Raw genomic sequence first — 15,333 nt, 5'->3', positions numbered from 1 at the left:
ACCGTACGTGTGGCCGTCGTGGACGTTACGAACGGGCGAAGCCGCAGAGGCGGTCTCGTCTGTCACGAGCCGGCCCCCCGCAGGTGGCCGGAATCCCCTGCCCCGAAGGCGACCCCGCCGCTGATGTCCCGGGCCTGTACCACGGGTCCGTTCACCGTTCCGCCGGCGTGGTTGACCACACCACCGTCGGTGGCCTGATTGGCCGGCTGGGCGAGCTGCCACAGTCGGGCCAGTTCACCGGCGAAGACAGGGCTGCCGGCGACCGACTTGGCCAACTGGGCACGCAGCGCGTCCACACGCGCCCGATCCGCGGGATCAGCTAGCGCCGCATCGAGCACAGCCTGCCCGGAAGGTGCAGCGTCCACCTTGCGGCGCACTAGCTGCATCAGCGAGGAAAACGCCGCCCGCCCGGCATCCGTTACTCCTTCCACTGTGCGCGAAGCGACTGCCGCAGCAATGGCGCCGAGCACCGCATCGTCCATCATGGAGCTTCGCCCCTCATCGTCGAGCGCATGGTCACCGCGGCAGATCGCGGCCTGGGTCCCTGCCATGACGCGATGGACGCTGCGGCGGCGGTGTTCCATCTCGAATCAACGGATGCCGGTACGCGACGGGGCATAGAGAACCGTTCCTCCTGTGTATGGGTGGCGGTGCGGCGTACGAGGTGTCGGCTTGCGGCGCGGCGCCTAGCGGGCGAGGGCGTGCCGCGCAGGTCCGCGGTGCGCAGCGATCGATCTGCCGTCAGGCAGTAGTTCGCCGGTGTCGTCGAAGGCAATCACGCCGTTGCACAGCAGGCTCCAACCCTGTTCGGGAAAGGACGCGACCACGCGAGCCGCTTCCCGGTCGACGGCTTCAGCAGACGGGCACGACGGTTGGTGGGTGCACATAGGACACCTCCAGTGAAGCCTTGACGAACGACAACCTTCGGACGGTCATGCACCCAGCGAGTGCAGCCTTCGCGCGTGATCGGTGCACGACGTGACGGCGGGCATGAGCGCGGGGCCGCCGCCTGCGGTGAGGCTTTAGCGGACTTCAGCTCACCATTGGGCGACGTTGATCATTACGGTCCCGGTGTCGATGACCGGCGTCAGCAACTGACGGCGATGCCGAGCTCGTCCAGGGCGACGAGCATCGTGCCGGAAACCCCGTAGACCGCTACCCTCCACGGACAGGACCAGGACCGCGTGCTCACCACGGTTGCCCACCAGCCGCCGCTCAATCAGTGTGCATGCCGAAGACCTCGTGACCGGGTCTCCCGTAGACAGCCGACGGTGACACACCAGATGGTCCGCTCCGGACGACGTAGGCCATACCATGCCAGACGGCGATTTCGGCGGCAGGCCGCCGGTGGACGCAGGAGTCGACCGCGCCTGACCGGCGTGGATCATGGCTGCCTCCCGTTTCCCTCGGCCGCACAACGGATCAACAGAACGACGCGCATGGACCCCAAGCGGCGGCAGGCCCAGCGGAGCACTGGCCCTTGCGACCGGTACCCCGCACCTCGGCATGCGACAGCGCTATTGACGTGTTTGCAAGCGCACCGACTCATTTCAGCGACCAGCTGACCGCAGACGGATGAATGTCGGCCAGCCACGTCGGCCCACGTTGACAATTCGTTGACAGACGTCGGTGTCCTCTGTGGTGTCCAAGCCTTCGGATCCGACGGTGGGTATCGGCGGCCCTCGGGGGCAGGTATGCGTATCGGTCGCAGGTGGGCGAGTCGGACTTGGCGGTTGTGCAGCCCGTTGGAAGTAGGTGTGGCCGGCGAGAAGGCCGCTGCGGCATCGGTAATCAGCCCGACCGGGTGGTTCCGGCAGGGTGCGGAATCGGTCAACGTTGGCGTGCATGCGATCTGCCGGATCCACGACCGGTAGACCTGGTCGGTTAGGTCCGTGTTGGCCGACAGCGGGGCTACCCGAGGACATCGCGGATCGTTTGAAGGGTCATAGCCGTGGCTGATGACACCGATCAGATGCCAACGGCCGTCAACGTGCTGCAGGACGGGGCCGCCGGAATCGCCGTAACAGGGCACGGCACCGTCCGGGTGTTGCACGCAAATCTCCCCGTCGGTGATCTTGATGTCGGCGCACACTTGTGGTGTTGCCGTCACCGCGTCGAACTCGTGCAGGACGTCCGTCGGCGGGGCCTTGCCATCCGGTAGCAACGCCGCGTCGCTGTCGGGTTTGGCACCCCAGCCCAGCAGTCGTGTCGGTGCTGACTCGCGGACGTGAGACGCGATCGGGAGCGGTTCGGCGTCGACCTTGGTCGCCAGGCGCAGCAGCGCCAGGTCGCCGTGGGCGCGCGGCGGGCTCAGTTCCCGGTGCCAGCGTGGATGGACGTTGATCGCCGCGACGCCGACGGTCTGCCCGCCCTTGGCCCAGGTCGCGGTCCCTGTGCGGACCCGCATGCCGGCCGGGTCAAGCACGCCTCCGGTGTCGTTCGTGACGCAATGCGCGGCCGTCACTACATACCAGCTGGTCAGCGTTGCGGCGCCGCACGCGTGTCGCCAACCTTCCGGTTTGTTCTTGGCCAGTGAGGCCATTGCTGGGTACGGCTGGCTGGCGTCGCCTGCCGCCGATCGAGGGGTCGTCGGCGGCTGGTTCGGTGCCCGTGTCGGCGTTTGGCAGGCGGCAGCGACGACCGTCACGGCGAGCGTGATGATCAGCACTGCCCGATGCCGTCGATGGCCGAAACGTTGCGTCCGCGGCGCCGCAGCGAAGTCGTTGCCGACGTTGCGCTGTTGTCCATCGCAGACGCCGTCGTCAACGTAGACGGTTACGACCGGTAGAGGGTTCATTGAGTGGTCACCTTCGCGTGCTGCGGGATCGGCTGGAGTTCGTGCGGGCCGGGGGCCCTGGCGTTGGCTTGTAGTGGTGACCCCGCAGCGGCGAGGTCCACGAAGGCGCGCTCGTGGTCCGCGACGTCATCTGGTGTGGTCAGGGCGGGATGGGCGCGCTCGGGCAGGTAGACGACGCTGTCATCGCCGCAGAGGTCCAGCAGCGTGAAGGGGCCGGCCAAGCCGCGGTGCAACCCCAGCCGCGGCGACAGCACCTGGATGGAAATGTTGGGGCGGTCGGTGAGTTCGCACAGCCGCTGGACTTGTTCGGTCATGACCGGGCATCTGGTGTTGCCGGCACGGACCGGTCGGTACAGGGCACTGTGTTCGATCACGAAGTACAGGCTGGGCGGATCGTCTCGGTCCAAGACGGCCTGCCGAGCCAGGCACGCCTCCAACCGCAGACGCATCAACCGTTGCGGCGTGTCCGGCGGCGCCAGCGCCCGGATCACCGCCCAGGCGTAGGCTTCGGTACGTAGCAACTCCGGTATTAGCAGCGGCTCGTAGTGCCGCAGCCGTGACGCCACGCCCTCCCAGTTCAGGTAGGCGCGGGTTTGCGCGGTCAGCACTTGCCGGAACGCCGACCACTGTTCGCGTCTGGATCGGGCTGCCATCTGTTCCAGCCGTTCCCGGGCCTGGCGGTCGTGCACACCGTAGATGTCCAGCAACGCGCGCAGGTCGGTCGGCGACAGACCGACCTGTCCTGTCTCGATCCGCTGCTGCTTGGCCAACGACCAACCCAGAACCTCGCACACCCGCCGTCGGGTGTAGCCGGCATCCGAGCGAGCCCGGCGAAGCTCGTGGCACAACGTTCGCCGCGCGGCTGCCGGATCAGCTGGTTCACGCCCTGGTGACCATCCGAGCCGTTGCGCCTGGTCATATGGGCTCATGAGCGCGCTGTCCTGTCGACTGGTCGCGGAATGGTTCGCTGTGATGGCTGCGCCCGAAGCGCGAGGCCCGGTTGTGTTGTTGCGATCGACGCGTTCGCAGGCGGTGAACACGGTTTCTTGCCCAGCCTTTCCACCACGATTCGGCCCACCGGTCTCGCAGGAAACGACAACCACCGCCAGTCCATAGTTGATAGGGCACGCTGGATACCTGCTTGGCGCCGCCGCCCAGTCACTGCTCCTGCTGCCTTAGTGCTTGGGCGGCGGTGAGCGGTGATCGGCTGGCATGGGATCACGCCATAGCGGCCACAGCGCCGGCCCGGAATCCGGGAGGAACAGCGGCGCCGGTTGGTGCAGTTGGTAGCCGTGTCGCATGAAGAACTCGCGGGCCGGCGAACAGACCGCGACCAGATACGTGGCGGCCCCGTCTGAGTCGGTGTCCATGCTGCGCAGGGCGTGCCGCAGCAGCGCGCTGCCCAACCCCTGCCGTTGCCGATCCGGGCGCACACCCATCCACACCAGGCCGCGATGCGGCTGGGACGGCCGATGATGGGCTAGCACCGCCTCCCGAAGACGGAACCGGTCCGCATGCCGGCCGTACGCCGCGTTCAGCAACTCATCGTCCACATTCGACTGTGCGGTCTGGGAGGGTGTGTGGTCCTGCCACACCGCGACCGCGTCAACCGGGTCAGTGACGTCAACGAACCAGCCGTCCACCCGCCCCGACAGCACTGGATCCACCAACGCTTGCCAGTACCGGCCGAACACCGCCTTGCGCTCACCCCTGTCAGGGATGAGCCAATACGCGTCCGGGGTGGCCACAGACGTTTCCACCAACACGCTTACGACCGCCTCTACGTCAGCGTGTTCAGCGGTCCGCGCCGTTACGTCGTCGTTGCGGCCCGGTACGGAACCTTTCATCGAGGGACCTCGGCGAGGCTTGCGCGGGCGATGGTGGCAGCCCGGCGTGACACACCGCGCCGGCCCTCAGCTGCCGCGGCCAGCAGCGAGGTGTAGCGGGACCATCGCCGCTTTGCTCGGGCTTCACATGGTGTGGTCATGATCATTCTCCAAAAGGGGTTTTGCATCCTTGACTGCCGGCTTGATGCGGGGCGATCCGAGTCGCTGGCGTCGAACGTCGGCGCCTGCAACGCGTCCACGTCGTTGGAGGAACTCGACCCGGGTTCCGCGTACCGCAACATCGTTTGTCGGTTGGCCGGGTGATGCCGCCGGCATCACCTCCTGGCTAGGTAGGGCGTCAGGCCGGCGCACGGATCGAGGTACGGGTCGATCTCGTCGTGTGCGGCCACGTCGGCGGCGATCGCGTGGGTGTGGCGATGCCGCGCTCGACGCGGCGGCCCGCGGCGGCCGCGCGGTCCCCTTGACTTGTCACCGTTTGGGCTCCTGGGTCGTTTGGCGGTTTGCCCATGCCAGGGTCAGGAGGGTGGCCTGTGACAGGTGGGGGCCGTTCAACGCGCGCCAGAGGCTGCCGAATCTGCGTTCGTCTGTGGGCCAGGGATACGATGGGGCAGCCCGGCGTACCCAGGTTCGGATGGCCAGATCACCAGGTGGAAAGAGCGCCCAGTCGTTGCTCCAGTCGCAGACGGCGGCCAGGGCGGTCCACTTTCCGACGCGCGGGATCTGCTGGAGCAGGTCCACCAATGTGTACGGCGGTTGTTGTTGCCATCGTGGTTCGTGGCGTAGGTAGACGGTGGCGGCGTCGCGCAGGACGCCTTGTTTGAAGGCCAGGCCGGCGGCGTGGAATTGCTCGGTGGTCAGGGCGAGGATGGCCTGCGGGGTCGGGAACTGGAGGTACCGGTCGCCGTCGGGTAGGTCGATGGGCTCGCCGTACCTCTGGCGGAAGTGCAGGTACAGGTTGTGGGTGTGCACGGCCCGCATGGCTTGCCGGATGATGGCCGAGCCGATCGCCTCCCAAAGGTTCGAGGTTCTGAACCTGGCCACGGTTCCCAGGCCGGTCAGTGCTGAGGCCAGTTCGGGCATCTGTTCCAGCGCGCCGTCCGGAAGCCGGAACGTGTCGTACACCGGTTCGGCCGCAGCCGCGGCCGAACCGAGCGCGTGCCGCGACCACGTGTTTCCGGTTGTGTGGACGAGCCATCGGGCGCCGTCGGGTACCTGGAACACGCGTAACCGTCCGCCGCCGATTGCTGGCGACCAAGCGGCGTGCTCGCTGATCACGAAGTCAATGTCATCCATGCGCGGTCTGCTCCTTGGCGCGCACGTCAACGAGGGCCGAGAACTCGGCTGGGCTCGGCACCCGAGCGTGGCTGGTTCCGGTCACGATTGCCTCCTCCATGGCGGCCGATAGCTTGTTTTGGAACGGGGTTCTGGCTCCAGCGTTGTGGTTTGCTCCGTTACCGGAGCCAGAACCCTTGCGTGCTAGAGGTTTCTGGCCTTAGCAAAGGTCGCAGCGGGCCCACTGGTACGCGGGCTGTGAGCTGCCCACGTTGGGTCGCTTGGGCTGCGGGTCACCGGTGGCCGCCGTCGCGGGAGTGGCGGTGCCGGCCAGCAGCATCGCCACCGTCACGACCGCTAGGGCGAACTGGCGGCTTCTGGTCCTCGTCGTCACATCGTTCCTTCGGTAGAGGGGTTTGCTCGTCCTTCGTCACCGGCTGCGGCAAAGGATGCTCGCCGCTATCCGGGCAGCAAATCCAAAGAGGACACCAGGGCAGGTGTCGCGGTTGAGACCGTCAGGGTGTGCGGGCCGGATTCCAATCAGTGCCCAGTAGGCGACCTGGCCGGCGATGTGCTCCGCGTACAGAGGGCAGCCAGCGACGGTGATACAGGTGACCCGGACGGTCAACGTGATGTTGGCTCGCCGGGCGGCCACTTCCACAGACATGCGGCCGGTGGTGATGACCGCGTCGTCGGTGATCCTGCCCAGTTGCAGCGGTTTGGCGCCGACAGTGGCGCGGATCGTGTGATCGTGGGCGGCGGTAGCGACAGGGCTGTGCATGCCTGCCCAGCCGTGCACGGTGACCGACAGCGTCATGTAATCCAGGGGTGTCTGCGCTGCCTGGTCGGGCAGGGTTTCCCAGGTGCAGAAGGAGCGGCTTTCGTCGACCATGCCGCTTCGAACGGTGAAATCCGCTGGCCAGAGCGCAGCCCCTGGACTCTCGGTGAGCAGGTCGCAGGCGGTGGTGTACGGCGCGACCGCCGACCACGGCCCAACCAGCCCGTGCTCCTGGACTCGCCAGGCGGCAGCCGGGATCAGCAGGACCAGCATGGCTGCGGTGACGAGCCGCGGCAGGTTGTGCCGCCGCACGGTGATCGACGGGTTCTGGACATGAGCGCAGCCCGCCAGCCGAGCAAGGTTCGCCTCAAACTGCCGGTCCGGCCAGACCGCGCCGGTGAGTATCCACAGCGGCACGGTGCGCCCGTCGCGTCGGCGAACGGTGATCCGCCGTCCGGTGGCAGGCGCCCACACCGTCTCCACTACGGACACATCTGCCCAGGGGACGATAGCCGTCCCGGTGTCGATCCCGGCGTCGGTGAGCGTGACCGGCGTGCGGGGCGTGACGAGGTAGCGCCAGGGCGGGCCGATCACGCTGATGGGCGCGGCCAGGCAGACGGCGATCAGCAGCGTCCAGGCCGTGTCCACCGGCCCCGGCCACGACAGGGTGACGACGACACCGGCCGCGCAGCAACCAAAGATCAGCACCAGCCCCGCAGCACGGTTGGCCAGCAGCAGCCACCTCGGCGCTGGCACCAGCACCTGCACCTGCGCACTGGACGGCGCGGAGGCTAGTGGGGTCTGCGGTGGGGCGGTCGGCGGTGCGGGTGGGGTAGCCATCACTCACCGACCCGCCACGCCCGGCTCCGGTACTGCGCGGCTGCGGGGCTGCCGCCGCAGGACGTGCTCTCGGAGGCTGCACGGTTCATGGAGTAGTCCTCATTACGGGTTTTGGCCTGCGGGGGTGGACTGGTGGGGGTGATGGCCGGGGCCGAAGGGCGCGGCACGGTGTTTGCAGGGATGCGACAGCGCGTTCGGAGGCGTTGAACGAGTTGTCGCTCGCGCTGCGCGCCTTCGGCCCCGGCCGGCCCGCCGGGCCGGGGGATGGGCGGCGGGCGGCCCCGGGGTGTTGGTTAGGTGAGGTTGGGCTGGCGGTTGTGGTGGAGGTAGAGCACGTAGTCCTGAACGGCGGGGAACGGTCCGCGCATGCTTCCGGGATTGCGGAGGAAGACCAGTTCGTAGGCCAACGGCCGGCCGGTGGCGGGGTCGAGGATGAGCAGGTCCCGGGTGGCGCCGTTGCTGCTGTCGACGCTGACAGCGACACCGGGCCGGCCGGCGCGGTCGACGGCGTCGCCGCGCCATCGCAGGTTGCGTTCGTAGAGGACGGCGAGGATCGCGGCTCGCTGGTCGCGGTCCGGTTCGTGCCAGCCGTAGATGTCGGCGGTGGCGCGGATGCCGGCTTGGTCTCCCATCCGCCACGGCTGGACGTCGTTGATCTGGCCGGCCAGGGCGGCGGGATCAGTGCTCAGTGGCGCGCGTATCGCGCCGGGCAGTTCACCGGTGGTGAAGTCCTCGCTGGTGATGGTCGGCTCTGGTACGGCCTGACGGTGGGTGACGACCCGGCCGGAGCGGTCGTCGGCCCGCCACCGGTAATGCTCGAACCGCATCGTCGTCGTGGTGCCGATCCCGTCGGGGCCGACAGTGGTGTCCGCTGCCCACTGCCGTAGCCGAACGAAGACATACCGGCCGCACCCGGGCCGGTCAGGTGGGCTCGCGGTGACTAGGCTGTGCAGGTTCTGTAGGTGCGGGCGGGCTGGCTCGGCGTCGTGGGGGAACTGCACGACGGTCGGTCCGATGGGCTGCTCGATCGGTGCCGGTGCGCCCGGGGTCACGTCAACCTCAGCGGTTGAACAGCCCGTCGGGTAGACGGTGGCGGCCAAGGAGGCCGCAGCGGCATCTGTGAGTGCCGCTGGGCCGCTGGTGCGGCCTACGGCTATGCCGCCGGCCACGCCGAAGACCAACGCGAGGGTCGCCGCCGCCGCTGTCGCGATCACGGCCCTCGACCGCCGGCGTGGTGGTGGTGCCTCAGGTAACAGTCGGTCGGGCGCGGCGGTCGGTTGGCTGTCCTCGTGGTCGTTGCTGGGGATCGGGGCGGTCTGGCTCATCGAGGGTCTCCTGTGGACGGTTAAGGGTCGCGGACTTGGGTGAAGTCCATGAGTGAGGGCGTGTTTGGTAGGCGGGCGTCACGTGTGGGCTGTCGTGGGGACGAGGGCCGGTCTGATCAGGTCGGCCAGCTCGCTCAGCGAGGTGATGACGCATTCGGCTGCGGCGCTCACCCGGGCGTCGTTCGCGGCCAGGAAGCCCTGGACGCCACGGCGGAGCCAGGCAGTACGCAGGCCGGCGTCTCGGGCGGGCCAGATGTCCCGGTCGGGTCGGTCGCCGACGTGCAGGACGGCCGCCCGGTCGCAGCCGCACAGGTCAACGACCCGGTCGAAGAAGCCGCGCCCTGGTTTGCGCACTCCCCATTCGGCGGAGGTAGCGACGGCGTCGGCGGGAAGGTTGAGCTGCCGTAGCAGGTCAGCGGCGACGGCGCTCTGGTTGCCGGCGACCACGATCCGCAGGCCGCGTCCCTTCAGCTCGGCCATCGCCAGGCGCGCGTCGGGGTACAGGTCGCATTCGTCGATGCGTTCGCCTGCGCCGGCGGCCTCACGCAGGCGACGCTCCCGGTCGACGTCGAAGCCTGGCCGGAAGTACGCGAAGATGTCGGCTTCGCCGAGGCCACGTGCGCGGCCCGCGCCCCACACCGTCGAGAACGTGTGTGCGGGCACGCCGAGCCAGTTCGCCCAGGCGGCGGCCTCGCGAGTGTCGTTGAGCACCGTTTCACCGATGTCGAACACGACCGCCTCGATAGTGATCACCTTTGCTCCCAACTCAGGTAGGGCTGCTGCGTACGGGCCGCGGGGGTCAGAGATCGAGCACGACGGTGACGAGCCGGTGGTCGGAGGGGTACGGCAGGCCGGGGTCGGGAATGTGTACCCGGTAGCTGCCCGGGGTGACGTGGGGCTTCATGGCGTCGTTGACCAGCAGCCAGTCGATAAGCAGCGCACCGCACGCGTCGATGCCGTCGTTGACGGTCGGCAGGATCGGCCTGCTGCGGTCGAGTTGCCAGGCCATCTCGGCAACCGCGTGTAGGCCGCAACCGTCCCGGCGCTCCTGGCGGTCCTCGGCCCAGACGCCGATGAGGTAGTCGATCGCGCGGGTGTCCGGCCCCCACCGTCCGTCCGGTCCGCAGACGCCTTTGTGGCTGCGGACGTTGTAGGGAGCGGCCATCCAGTCGCGTTGCGGCAGGTGCTTGCCGGAGGCGGTGGCGTTGAGGTCACCGCCGCCGATCACCGGCAAGCTCTGCGCTCCGGTGCGGCTTGCCCGCCGAGCCTCTTCGAGCCGAACATCGCCGGACAGCGGTTCCCAGTGGTGGACCCAGGCCAGGAATTCGGTGCGGTCGGCGGCGTTCGGTGCGCTGCCGCGCACAGCGAACCGGGCGATGTTGCGCTGGTCGTCGTAGACGCCCGGATCGTCTTCATTCCACCAGCGGCGCAGGACCAACACGTTAGGGTTGTAGAAAATGGCCGGCGGCAAGGGTCCACGCGCCATACTGCCGATCTCGACCACGTACGGGACACCGAGCTGGTCCGACAGCGCCTCAGCCGCGGCGTACTTGGCCTGTCCCGCGTGGTCTTTGTAGTTCTTCGCCTCACAGAACAAGATCAACGCTGGATGGGAGTCCACGTCGGCGAAGGCCCGTCGAAGGTTGGCGAATTCGTACACGCCGTCGACGGTCCGGCCGCCGTCCTCATAGTTGAACAACGCAACCCCGACACGGGCCACAAAAGCTCCTTCAGGTTCTGCGATTTCGTCCGGTGCGGTCATGGACTAGGGGTTGGCGGTGACCGGTTGGTTTATCTGATGCCGCCTGGTGTTGGAACAGGGGGCGCCAGCGATCCGGCCGGGCGCTGCCGGGCATCGCCTGCTATCCGCCGTAGTTCGTTCGTGGTTCCACCGAGGGTGTCCACGTGCAGCCCTTCCTCCTCGATTACCGATAGCAGCGCCATGACCGGTGCTTGGATTCGGTTGCGGCAGAAGGTGGTCTCGGTGGCTTCGAGTTGGCCATGCTCGAACCACCGTTTGGAGGCGGTGCATCCGCCGCCGCAGTAATCCCAGAACGAGCAGCGGCTTTTACAGTTGGCGAGCCCGGTGGCGAACCGGCGAACGTAGTCCACGTTTCTGACCTGCTCCATGATCTTGGGCAGCGGTGTGGTCAATACGTTTCCCACGACGAAGTTGCCGTATTCGGGTGCGGGTGCGCCAGCGAGTTCGGGTCCTGCTACAACGACGTCGCCGTTGAAGGCGATGGTGGGTATGAGATCCAGCCGCAGGGCCGGCTCCTGGTATTTGAGGAAGCGTGCGATGTCCGCGATCTCGCGGACACGCAGGCCGGGATTGGAGCGCAGGTACGCGATCACTTCCCTCCAGAACGCCACCGCCTGATCAAAGGTGACCGTTGGCCGGTCTCGGTCACAGTTCGCGTTGTCGCGCTCCTCGAAAAGGAAGCCAACCGCGGCGGCTATTTCGCCCAGGAATCCGAGCAGTTCTTGCGGACGGTCAACGGTCGCCGCGGTGACCACGGTGAGAACCGTGACTGGGATTTTGTGAGCCTTCAGCAGTGTGATGCCTCGCATCGCCCGGTCGAAGGTGTCGCGTCGCTGCCAGTCGCGGCGGGCCGAGTTCATTGCCCCCGGGCCATCGATTGAAACGCCGACCGCTATGCCATATTCGGCGAACAGGTCACACCACTGATCGTTGATCAGGGTGGCGTTCGTCTGCACGGAGTGCGTGATCACACCGGACTGGCGCAGCGCCTCGAACGGAGGCAGAAGCTGTTGAAAATAGGCGCGGCCAGTCGCCAGCGGCTCGCCGGCGTGCCACCCGACCACAACGTGCGGCGCGCCTTGCGCCGCGATCCCATGCGCGACAGCTTCAGCGACCTCGACTGGCATACGGTTGATTCGGTCTCGCCCCGGCAGGTAGCAGTACGCACAGTCGATATTGCAACGTGTGGTCGGCTGGACCAGTACGATGCCGAACCCGTCCGTTAGGGAGTCGAGAAGTTCCACCGCGCTGTCACTTATCCCAACTGACAAAAGGAGAGTCCTTGCCCCACTGCGAGAAGCTGGGTTCGCCGCCTTTTGCCCTATTGAGACCTAGCTCCAGTTGCCCTTCGAGGAGTTCCTCAACCGTCATACTGGCTTCCAGGATTCGGCTGACCACTACGGTCGTGGGGGGAGTCATTTGTTGGCATTCCTCATCTATGGCGGGTGTTCTTATACGGTGGTGGCTAGTGGGGATGGTTGGGGCTTCTGTTTGCCTGTCGTCCGGGGTCGGGGGTGGCGTCGGGCTCGGACGCCACCCCCGACAGGAGGCGGCCATCATGGGGTGGTCGGCGTCTGCCGGTACCCCTTGTTGGTTCTGGGGTGATGCCGCCGGCATCACCGGCCCGGGTTGCCGCGGTTGTCAGTGGTTCTGCGTGGGGCGCCACATGCGGTAGAGGTGGGCGACGGCGGACACCTCGATGACCGGTGGGATCATGTCGGTGTAGCCGTGCCGCCGGTACAGCTTGCGGTTCTGCTCGCTGGTGGCCTCCAGATAAGCGGGGACGCCCTCGGCATCCAGGCGGGCGTGGGTGTGATCCATGAGGGCGCTGCCCAGGCCCTGGCTCCACCGGTCGGGACGCACCGCTAGGAACAGCAGGTGCCAATGCGGGTCGGTCGGGTGGCGGGCTTCCATCTGCCGGTCGAGGTGCTGGAAATGGTCCAGGTGTTCACCGGCCAGCTCGGCCAGGCGCTTGTCGTAGTCCTCGGGTTCGCTCGGCGCGCCGGTGCGGTCGAACCAGACCGCGGCGGCAGCGCCGTCGGCGGTCATGACGACCTGGCCGGCGCCGCCGATGGCGTGTTCGACATACAGGCGGTACCAGTCCCGCGTCACCGGCCGGCGCAGGTCCGGGTCGGGCACCAGGAAGTGGATGACGTCGATGTGGTCGAACGAGTCGGCGATCAGGTCGGCGACATTGTCGATGTCGGCTTCGCCGGCGGTGCGCAGGGCCGGGACGGTGGTCATCGTGGTCCCTTTCGGTTAGAGGACGGCGGACAGGCCGGAGGCGGTCGCGCTGCGAGTGCCGCGCCCGATGCCGTCGTAGACAGCCGGATTCCTGCGTTTGAGAATCAGACCCCAGCCGGTACCGGCCGCGAAGATCACCAGGTAGGCGATAGGCACGACGCGGGCCGGGCCGGTGCCAGGCTCGACGCCGAACAGGGCAGCCAGGTTGTCCACAGCCAGGTAGGTGACACCGAGCAGGATCACGCTCGCGACAAACGGCGCGATGAGCCGCTGCCACAAGTTCTCGCCGCGCGCATCGCGGGCGAAGTAGGCGATGACGGCGATGCTGGTCAGGGTGTAGAGCAGCAGAACACCAAGACCGCCAGCCGTGGAACCCCAGTAGAACAGCTGAACCAGTGGATCCCAGCCGGCGAGCGCGTACATGGTGAGCACGACGAAGGCGAGCCCTGTTTGAGCCAGGGAGGCGTTGCGGGGCGCGCCTTTGATGGTCGTGCGGCCGAAGACTCGGAACAGGACGCCTTCACGGCCCAGGGCGAAGGCGTAGCGGGTGATGGCGTTGTGGAACGCCAGCAGGGCAGCGATCAGGCCGGTGCCAAGCAGGATCTTCCCGACAGTCACGGCGGACCGGCCGAGCACGGTGGCAGCCTCGTTGAAAAAGAGGTCGGCGCCTTCGGCGGTCGCGCGGTCGATGGGCTGCGGGCCGGCGGCGGAGATCTGGACCCAGGACGCGAGCATGTAGACCGCGCCGATCGTGCCGATGGTGACGTAGGTGGCGACCGGGATGGTCCGCCGGGGGTCTTTGGACTCCTCGATGTAGACGACCGACTGTTCGACACCGGCGAACGAGGTCGCGCCCAGGACGATGAAGACGCCGAGCATCGGCCCGGACAGGTCGCTGACGTTCATCGCGGCGGCGGAGAAGGCGAAGCCGGGGGCGAGCGCGATGACGACGCTGTAGACCACGACGAGCACGGTCTCGGCGATGACCAGGAAGACCAGGACGTAGCCGGACAGCTTGATCTCGTTCGCGCCCAGGAAAGCGACCAGCATCCAGGCGAGGAAGGCCGGGATGTACCAGGGCACGTCGAAGCCGACCCAGGAAGTGAGCAGCGGGGCGCCGATCGCAGCGCCGAACGCGCCGTAGCAGCAGAGCTGGAAGCTGCAATAGGTGGCCAGCGCGCCCCACGAGGTGCCCACACCCAATGGGCGTCCGATGCCGGCGGCGACATAGGCGTAAAACGCGCCGGCATTGGGGATGTGCCGGGCCATCGCCAGGTACCCGACCGCGTAGATCATCAAGATCCCAGCGACGGCGGCGATCGCGATGGGGAAGCCGATCAGGCCGGTCGCGGCGAGCGCCAGGGGGACGACGAGCGTGATGACGGTCAGCGGCGCCACCGATGAGGCGATGGCGGAGCCGATCGCGAACGGGCCGAGCCGGTTGCGGGCCAGCGCGTTGGACACGCTGGTCGCCTCGGCCAAGGGGATGGATGTTGCGGACACCGTGGGTTCCTCCGAAAAGGGTGACAGGGATGGGGCGGCACTAGCGCATGGCTGCCTCGCCGACGGCTGCGTCCGCGGCTTTGAGCAGTTCGCGCGACATGGGATCCAGCCCCATGCCGAGCTGCCGCGTCAGTAGAGATCGCTCCTCGGGGGCCAGCGTGGACAGTGCATAGTGGTGCAAACCCGTGACCAGGAACAGCCCCGCGAGGAGCAGTTCGGACGTGGTCAAGGCAAAGTTGCGCTGCAATGCGGCGCTGATAGCGTTGGCCGGATTTCCGGAGGCGACGGAGTCGTACGGCACGTAACGCACCTTCGTGCCACCCAGCAGCCTGCGGCGCTCATCGAGCCGGATCAGACCCGTCCGCGAAAGCCGGGCGATGACCCGATCCTCGGCGCGTTTCGCGTAGGCGAGATACGACATCCACTCGCGCAGATCGTGCCCCTGCCTGCGGTGCCGGTGCTCATCCTGCGCCTGCGGCGGCCATACCCGGCCACTCTGTGCCGCTGGCAGCCTGCCCCAGATCTCTTCGGCCGCTCCCGATGCGCGTGCTCGCCCCCGGGCCGTTGGCGGTGGCAGCGGGGGACGGCTCTGCTCCTCTGAAGCCATCTTGGTCAGCAGCGGGGCCAGCGCCGGATCGTCAGGCAGATCGGCGTTCGTGCGGAACAGTTCGCCCTGCCGCAGTTCGCAGTACCGGTACTGGCCGAGTTCGGCGAGCAGACCGGTGGCCAATCCGACCGCCAAGGGCCAGTCACCGATGTGGGGCCTGCCGTCAACGCTGTCGTGCGCCGCCAGCCACAGGTTGTCAGTGAGCCTCGTTGGCACCGCTGACGGCATGGCGGACTCCTTTCTCAGACATCGAGATACGTCCCCCGGTTGGGCTGACCACCGGGCGAGGCTCGGAAGCCCTGTGCCCTAGCTGTGCGGGCCTCTGCCCCATGCGCGGTCGTTCGGTGATGCCGCCGGC

15 protein-coding genes are annotated in these 15,333 nt (G+C 67.6%); all 15 read right to left on the bottom strand.

The annotated features are described in order from the left end of the window. Window positions 1-62 precede the first annotated feature (62 nt). The 15 genes from QMG73_RS25830 to QMG73_RS25760 all read right to left on the bottom strand — a co-directional run bounded on the left by QMG73_RS25830 (window position 63) and on the right by QMG73_RS25760 (window position 15,203). Window positions 63-551 carry a hypothetical protein gene (locus QMG73_RS25830; protein WP_281899840.1) on the bottom strand — a complete coding sequence of 163 codons (489 nt, stop codon included), beginning with the start codon at window positions 549-551 and terminating at the stop codon, window positions 63-65. A 135-nt stretch (window positions 552-686) separates the two neighbouring features. Continuing rightward, the gene (locus QMG73_RS25825) at window positions 687-887 is read right to left on the bottom strand and encodes a DUF5999 family protein (RefSeq protein WP_281899838.1); all 201 of its coding nucleotides are present in this window, start codon (window positions 885-887) and stop codon (window positions 687-689) included. A 497-nt stretch (window positions 888-1,384) separates the two neighbouring features. After that, on the bottom strand, window positions 1,385-2,797 hold the full coding sequence (locus QMG73_RS25820; RefSeq protein ID WP_281899836.1) for a S1 family peptidase: 1,413 nt from the start codon (window positions 2,795-2,797) through the stop codon (window positions 1,385-1,387). After that, complete coding sequence (locus QMG73_RS25815) at window positions 2,794-3,726, bottom strand: helix-turn-helix domain-containing protein (protein ID WP_281900087.1); 933 nt, start codon at window positions 3,724-3,726, stop codon at window positions 2,794-2,796. Before QMG73_RS25815 ends, QMG73_RS25820 begins: the two co-directional genes overlap by 4 nt. A gap of 246 nt (window positions 3,727-3,972) precedes the next feature. Beyond that, entirely contained in the window at window positions 3,973-4,545 is a 573-nt protein-coding gene (locus QMG73_RS25810; protein WP_281899834.1) for a GNAT family N-acetyltransferase, read from the bottom strand. Window positions 4,546-5,112: 567 nt separating this feature from the next. After that, window positions 5,113-5,937: a DNA glycosylase family protein gene (locus QMG73_RS25805; protein ID WP_281899832.1), complete on the bottom strand. Its 825-nt coding sequence runs from the start codon at window positions 5,935-5,937 to the stop codon at window positions 5,113-5,115. A 199-nt stretch (window positions 5,938-6,136) separates the two neighbouring features. Further along, a complete protein-coding gene (locus tag QMG73_RS25800; protein ID WP_281899830.1) occupies window positions 6,137-6,310 on the bottom strand; it encodes a hypothetical protein in 174 nt (57 codons plus the stop codon). A 36-nt stretch (window positions 6,311-6,346) separates the two neighbouring features. Beyond that, window positions 6,347-7,534: a hypothetical protein gene (locus QMG73_RS25795; protein ID WP_281899828.1), complete on the bottom strand. Its 1,188-nt coding sequence runs from the start codon at window positions 7,532-7,534 to the stop codon at window positions 6,347-6,349. Window positions 7,535-7,827: 293 nt separating this feature from the next. After that, window positions 7,828-8,859 carry a hypothetical protein gene (locus tag QMG73_RS25790; protein ID WP_281899827.1) on the bottom strand — a complete coding sequence of 344 codons (1,032 nt, stop codon included), beginning with the start codon at window positions 8,857-8,859 and terminating at the stop codon, window positions 7,828-7,830. 78 nt (window positions 8,860-8,937) lie between these two features. Then, a complete protein-coding gene (locus tag QMG73_RS25785) occupies window positions 8,938-9,612 on the bottom strand; it encodes an HAD family hydrolase (RefSeq protein WP_281899825.1) in 675 nt (224 codons plus the stop codon). A 46-nt stretch (window positions 9,613-9,658) separates the two neighbouring features. Further along, window positions 9,659-10,621: a hypothetical protein gene (locus QMG73_RS25780; RefSeq protein ID WP_281899824.1), complete on the bottom strand. Its 963-nt coding sequence runs from the start codon at window positions 10,619-10,621 to the stop codon at window positions 9,659-9,661. A 29-nt stretch (window positions 10,622-10,650) separates the two neighbouring features. Further along, window positions 10,651-11,865, bottom strand: a complete 1,215-nt coding sequence (locus tag QMG73_RS25775; RefSeq protein ID WP_281899823.1) for a radical SAM protein — start codon at window positions 11,863-11,865, stop codon at window positions 10,651-10,653. Window positions 11,866-12,262: 397 nt separating this feature from the next. Further along, window positions 12,263-12,865, bottom strand: a complete 603-nt coding sequence (locus QMG73_RS25770) for a GNAT family N-acetyltransferase (protein ID WP_281899821.1) — start codon at window positions 12,863-12,865, stop codon at window positions 12,263-12,265. A gap of 15 nt (window positions 12,866-12,880) precedes the next feature. Beyond that, a complete protein-coding gene (locus tag QMG73_RS25765) occupies window positions 12,881-14,368 on the bottom strand; it encodes an APC family permease (protein WP_281899820.1) in 1,488 nt (495 codons plus the stop codon). 40 nt (window positions 14,369-14,408) lie between these two features. Then, window positions 14,409-15,203 carry a GPP34 family phosphoprotein gene (locus QMG73_RS25760; RefSeq protein WP_281899819.1) on the bottom strand — a complete coding sequence of 265 codons (795 nt, stop codon included), beginning with the start codon at window positions 15,201-15,203 and terminating at the stop codon, window positions 14,409-14,411. Between the last annotated feature and the right edge of the window lie 130 nt (window positions 15,204-15,333).

This window comes from Phytohabitans aurantiacus (assembly GCF_027923225.1).
In the GTDB taxonomy this organism is placed as follows: domain Bacteria; phylum Actinomycetota; class Actinomycetes; order Mycobacteriales; family Micromonosporaceae; genus Phytohabitans; species Phytohabitans aurantiacus.
Note: the sequence above shows the minus strand (reverse complement) of the source record. Positions and strands in the feature narration are given on the sequence as shown.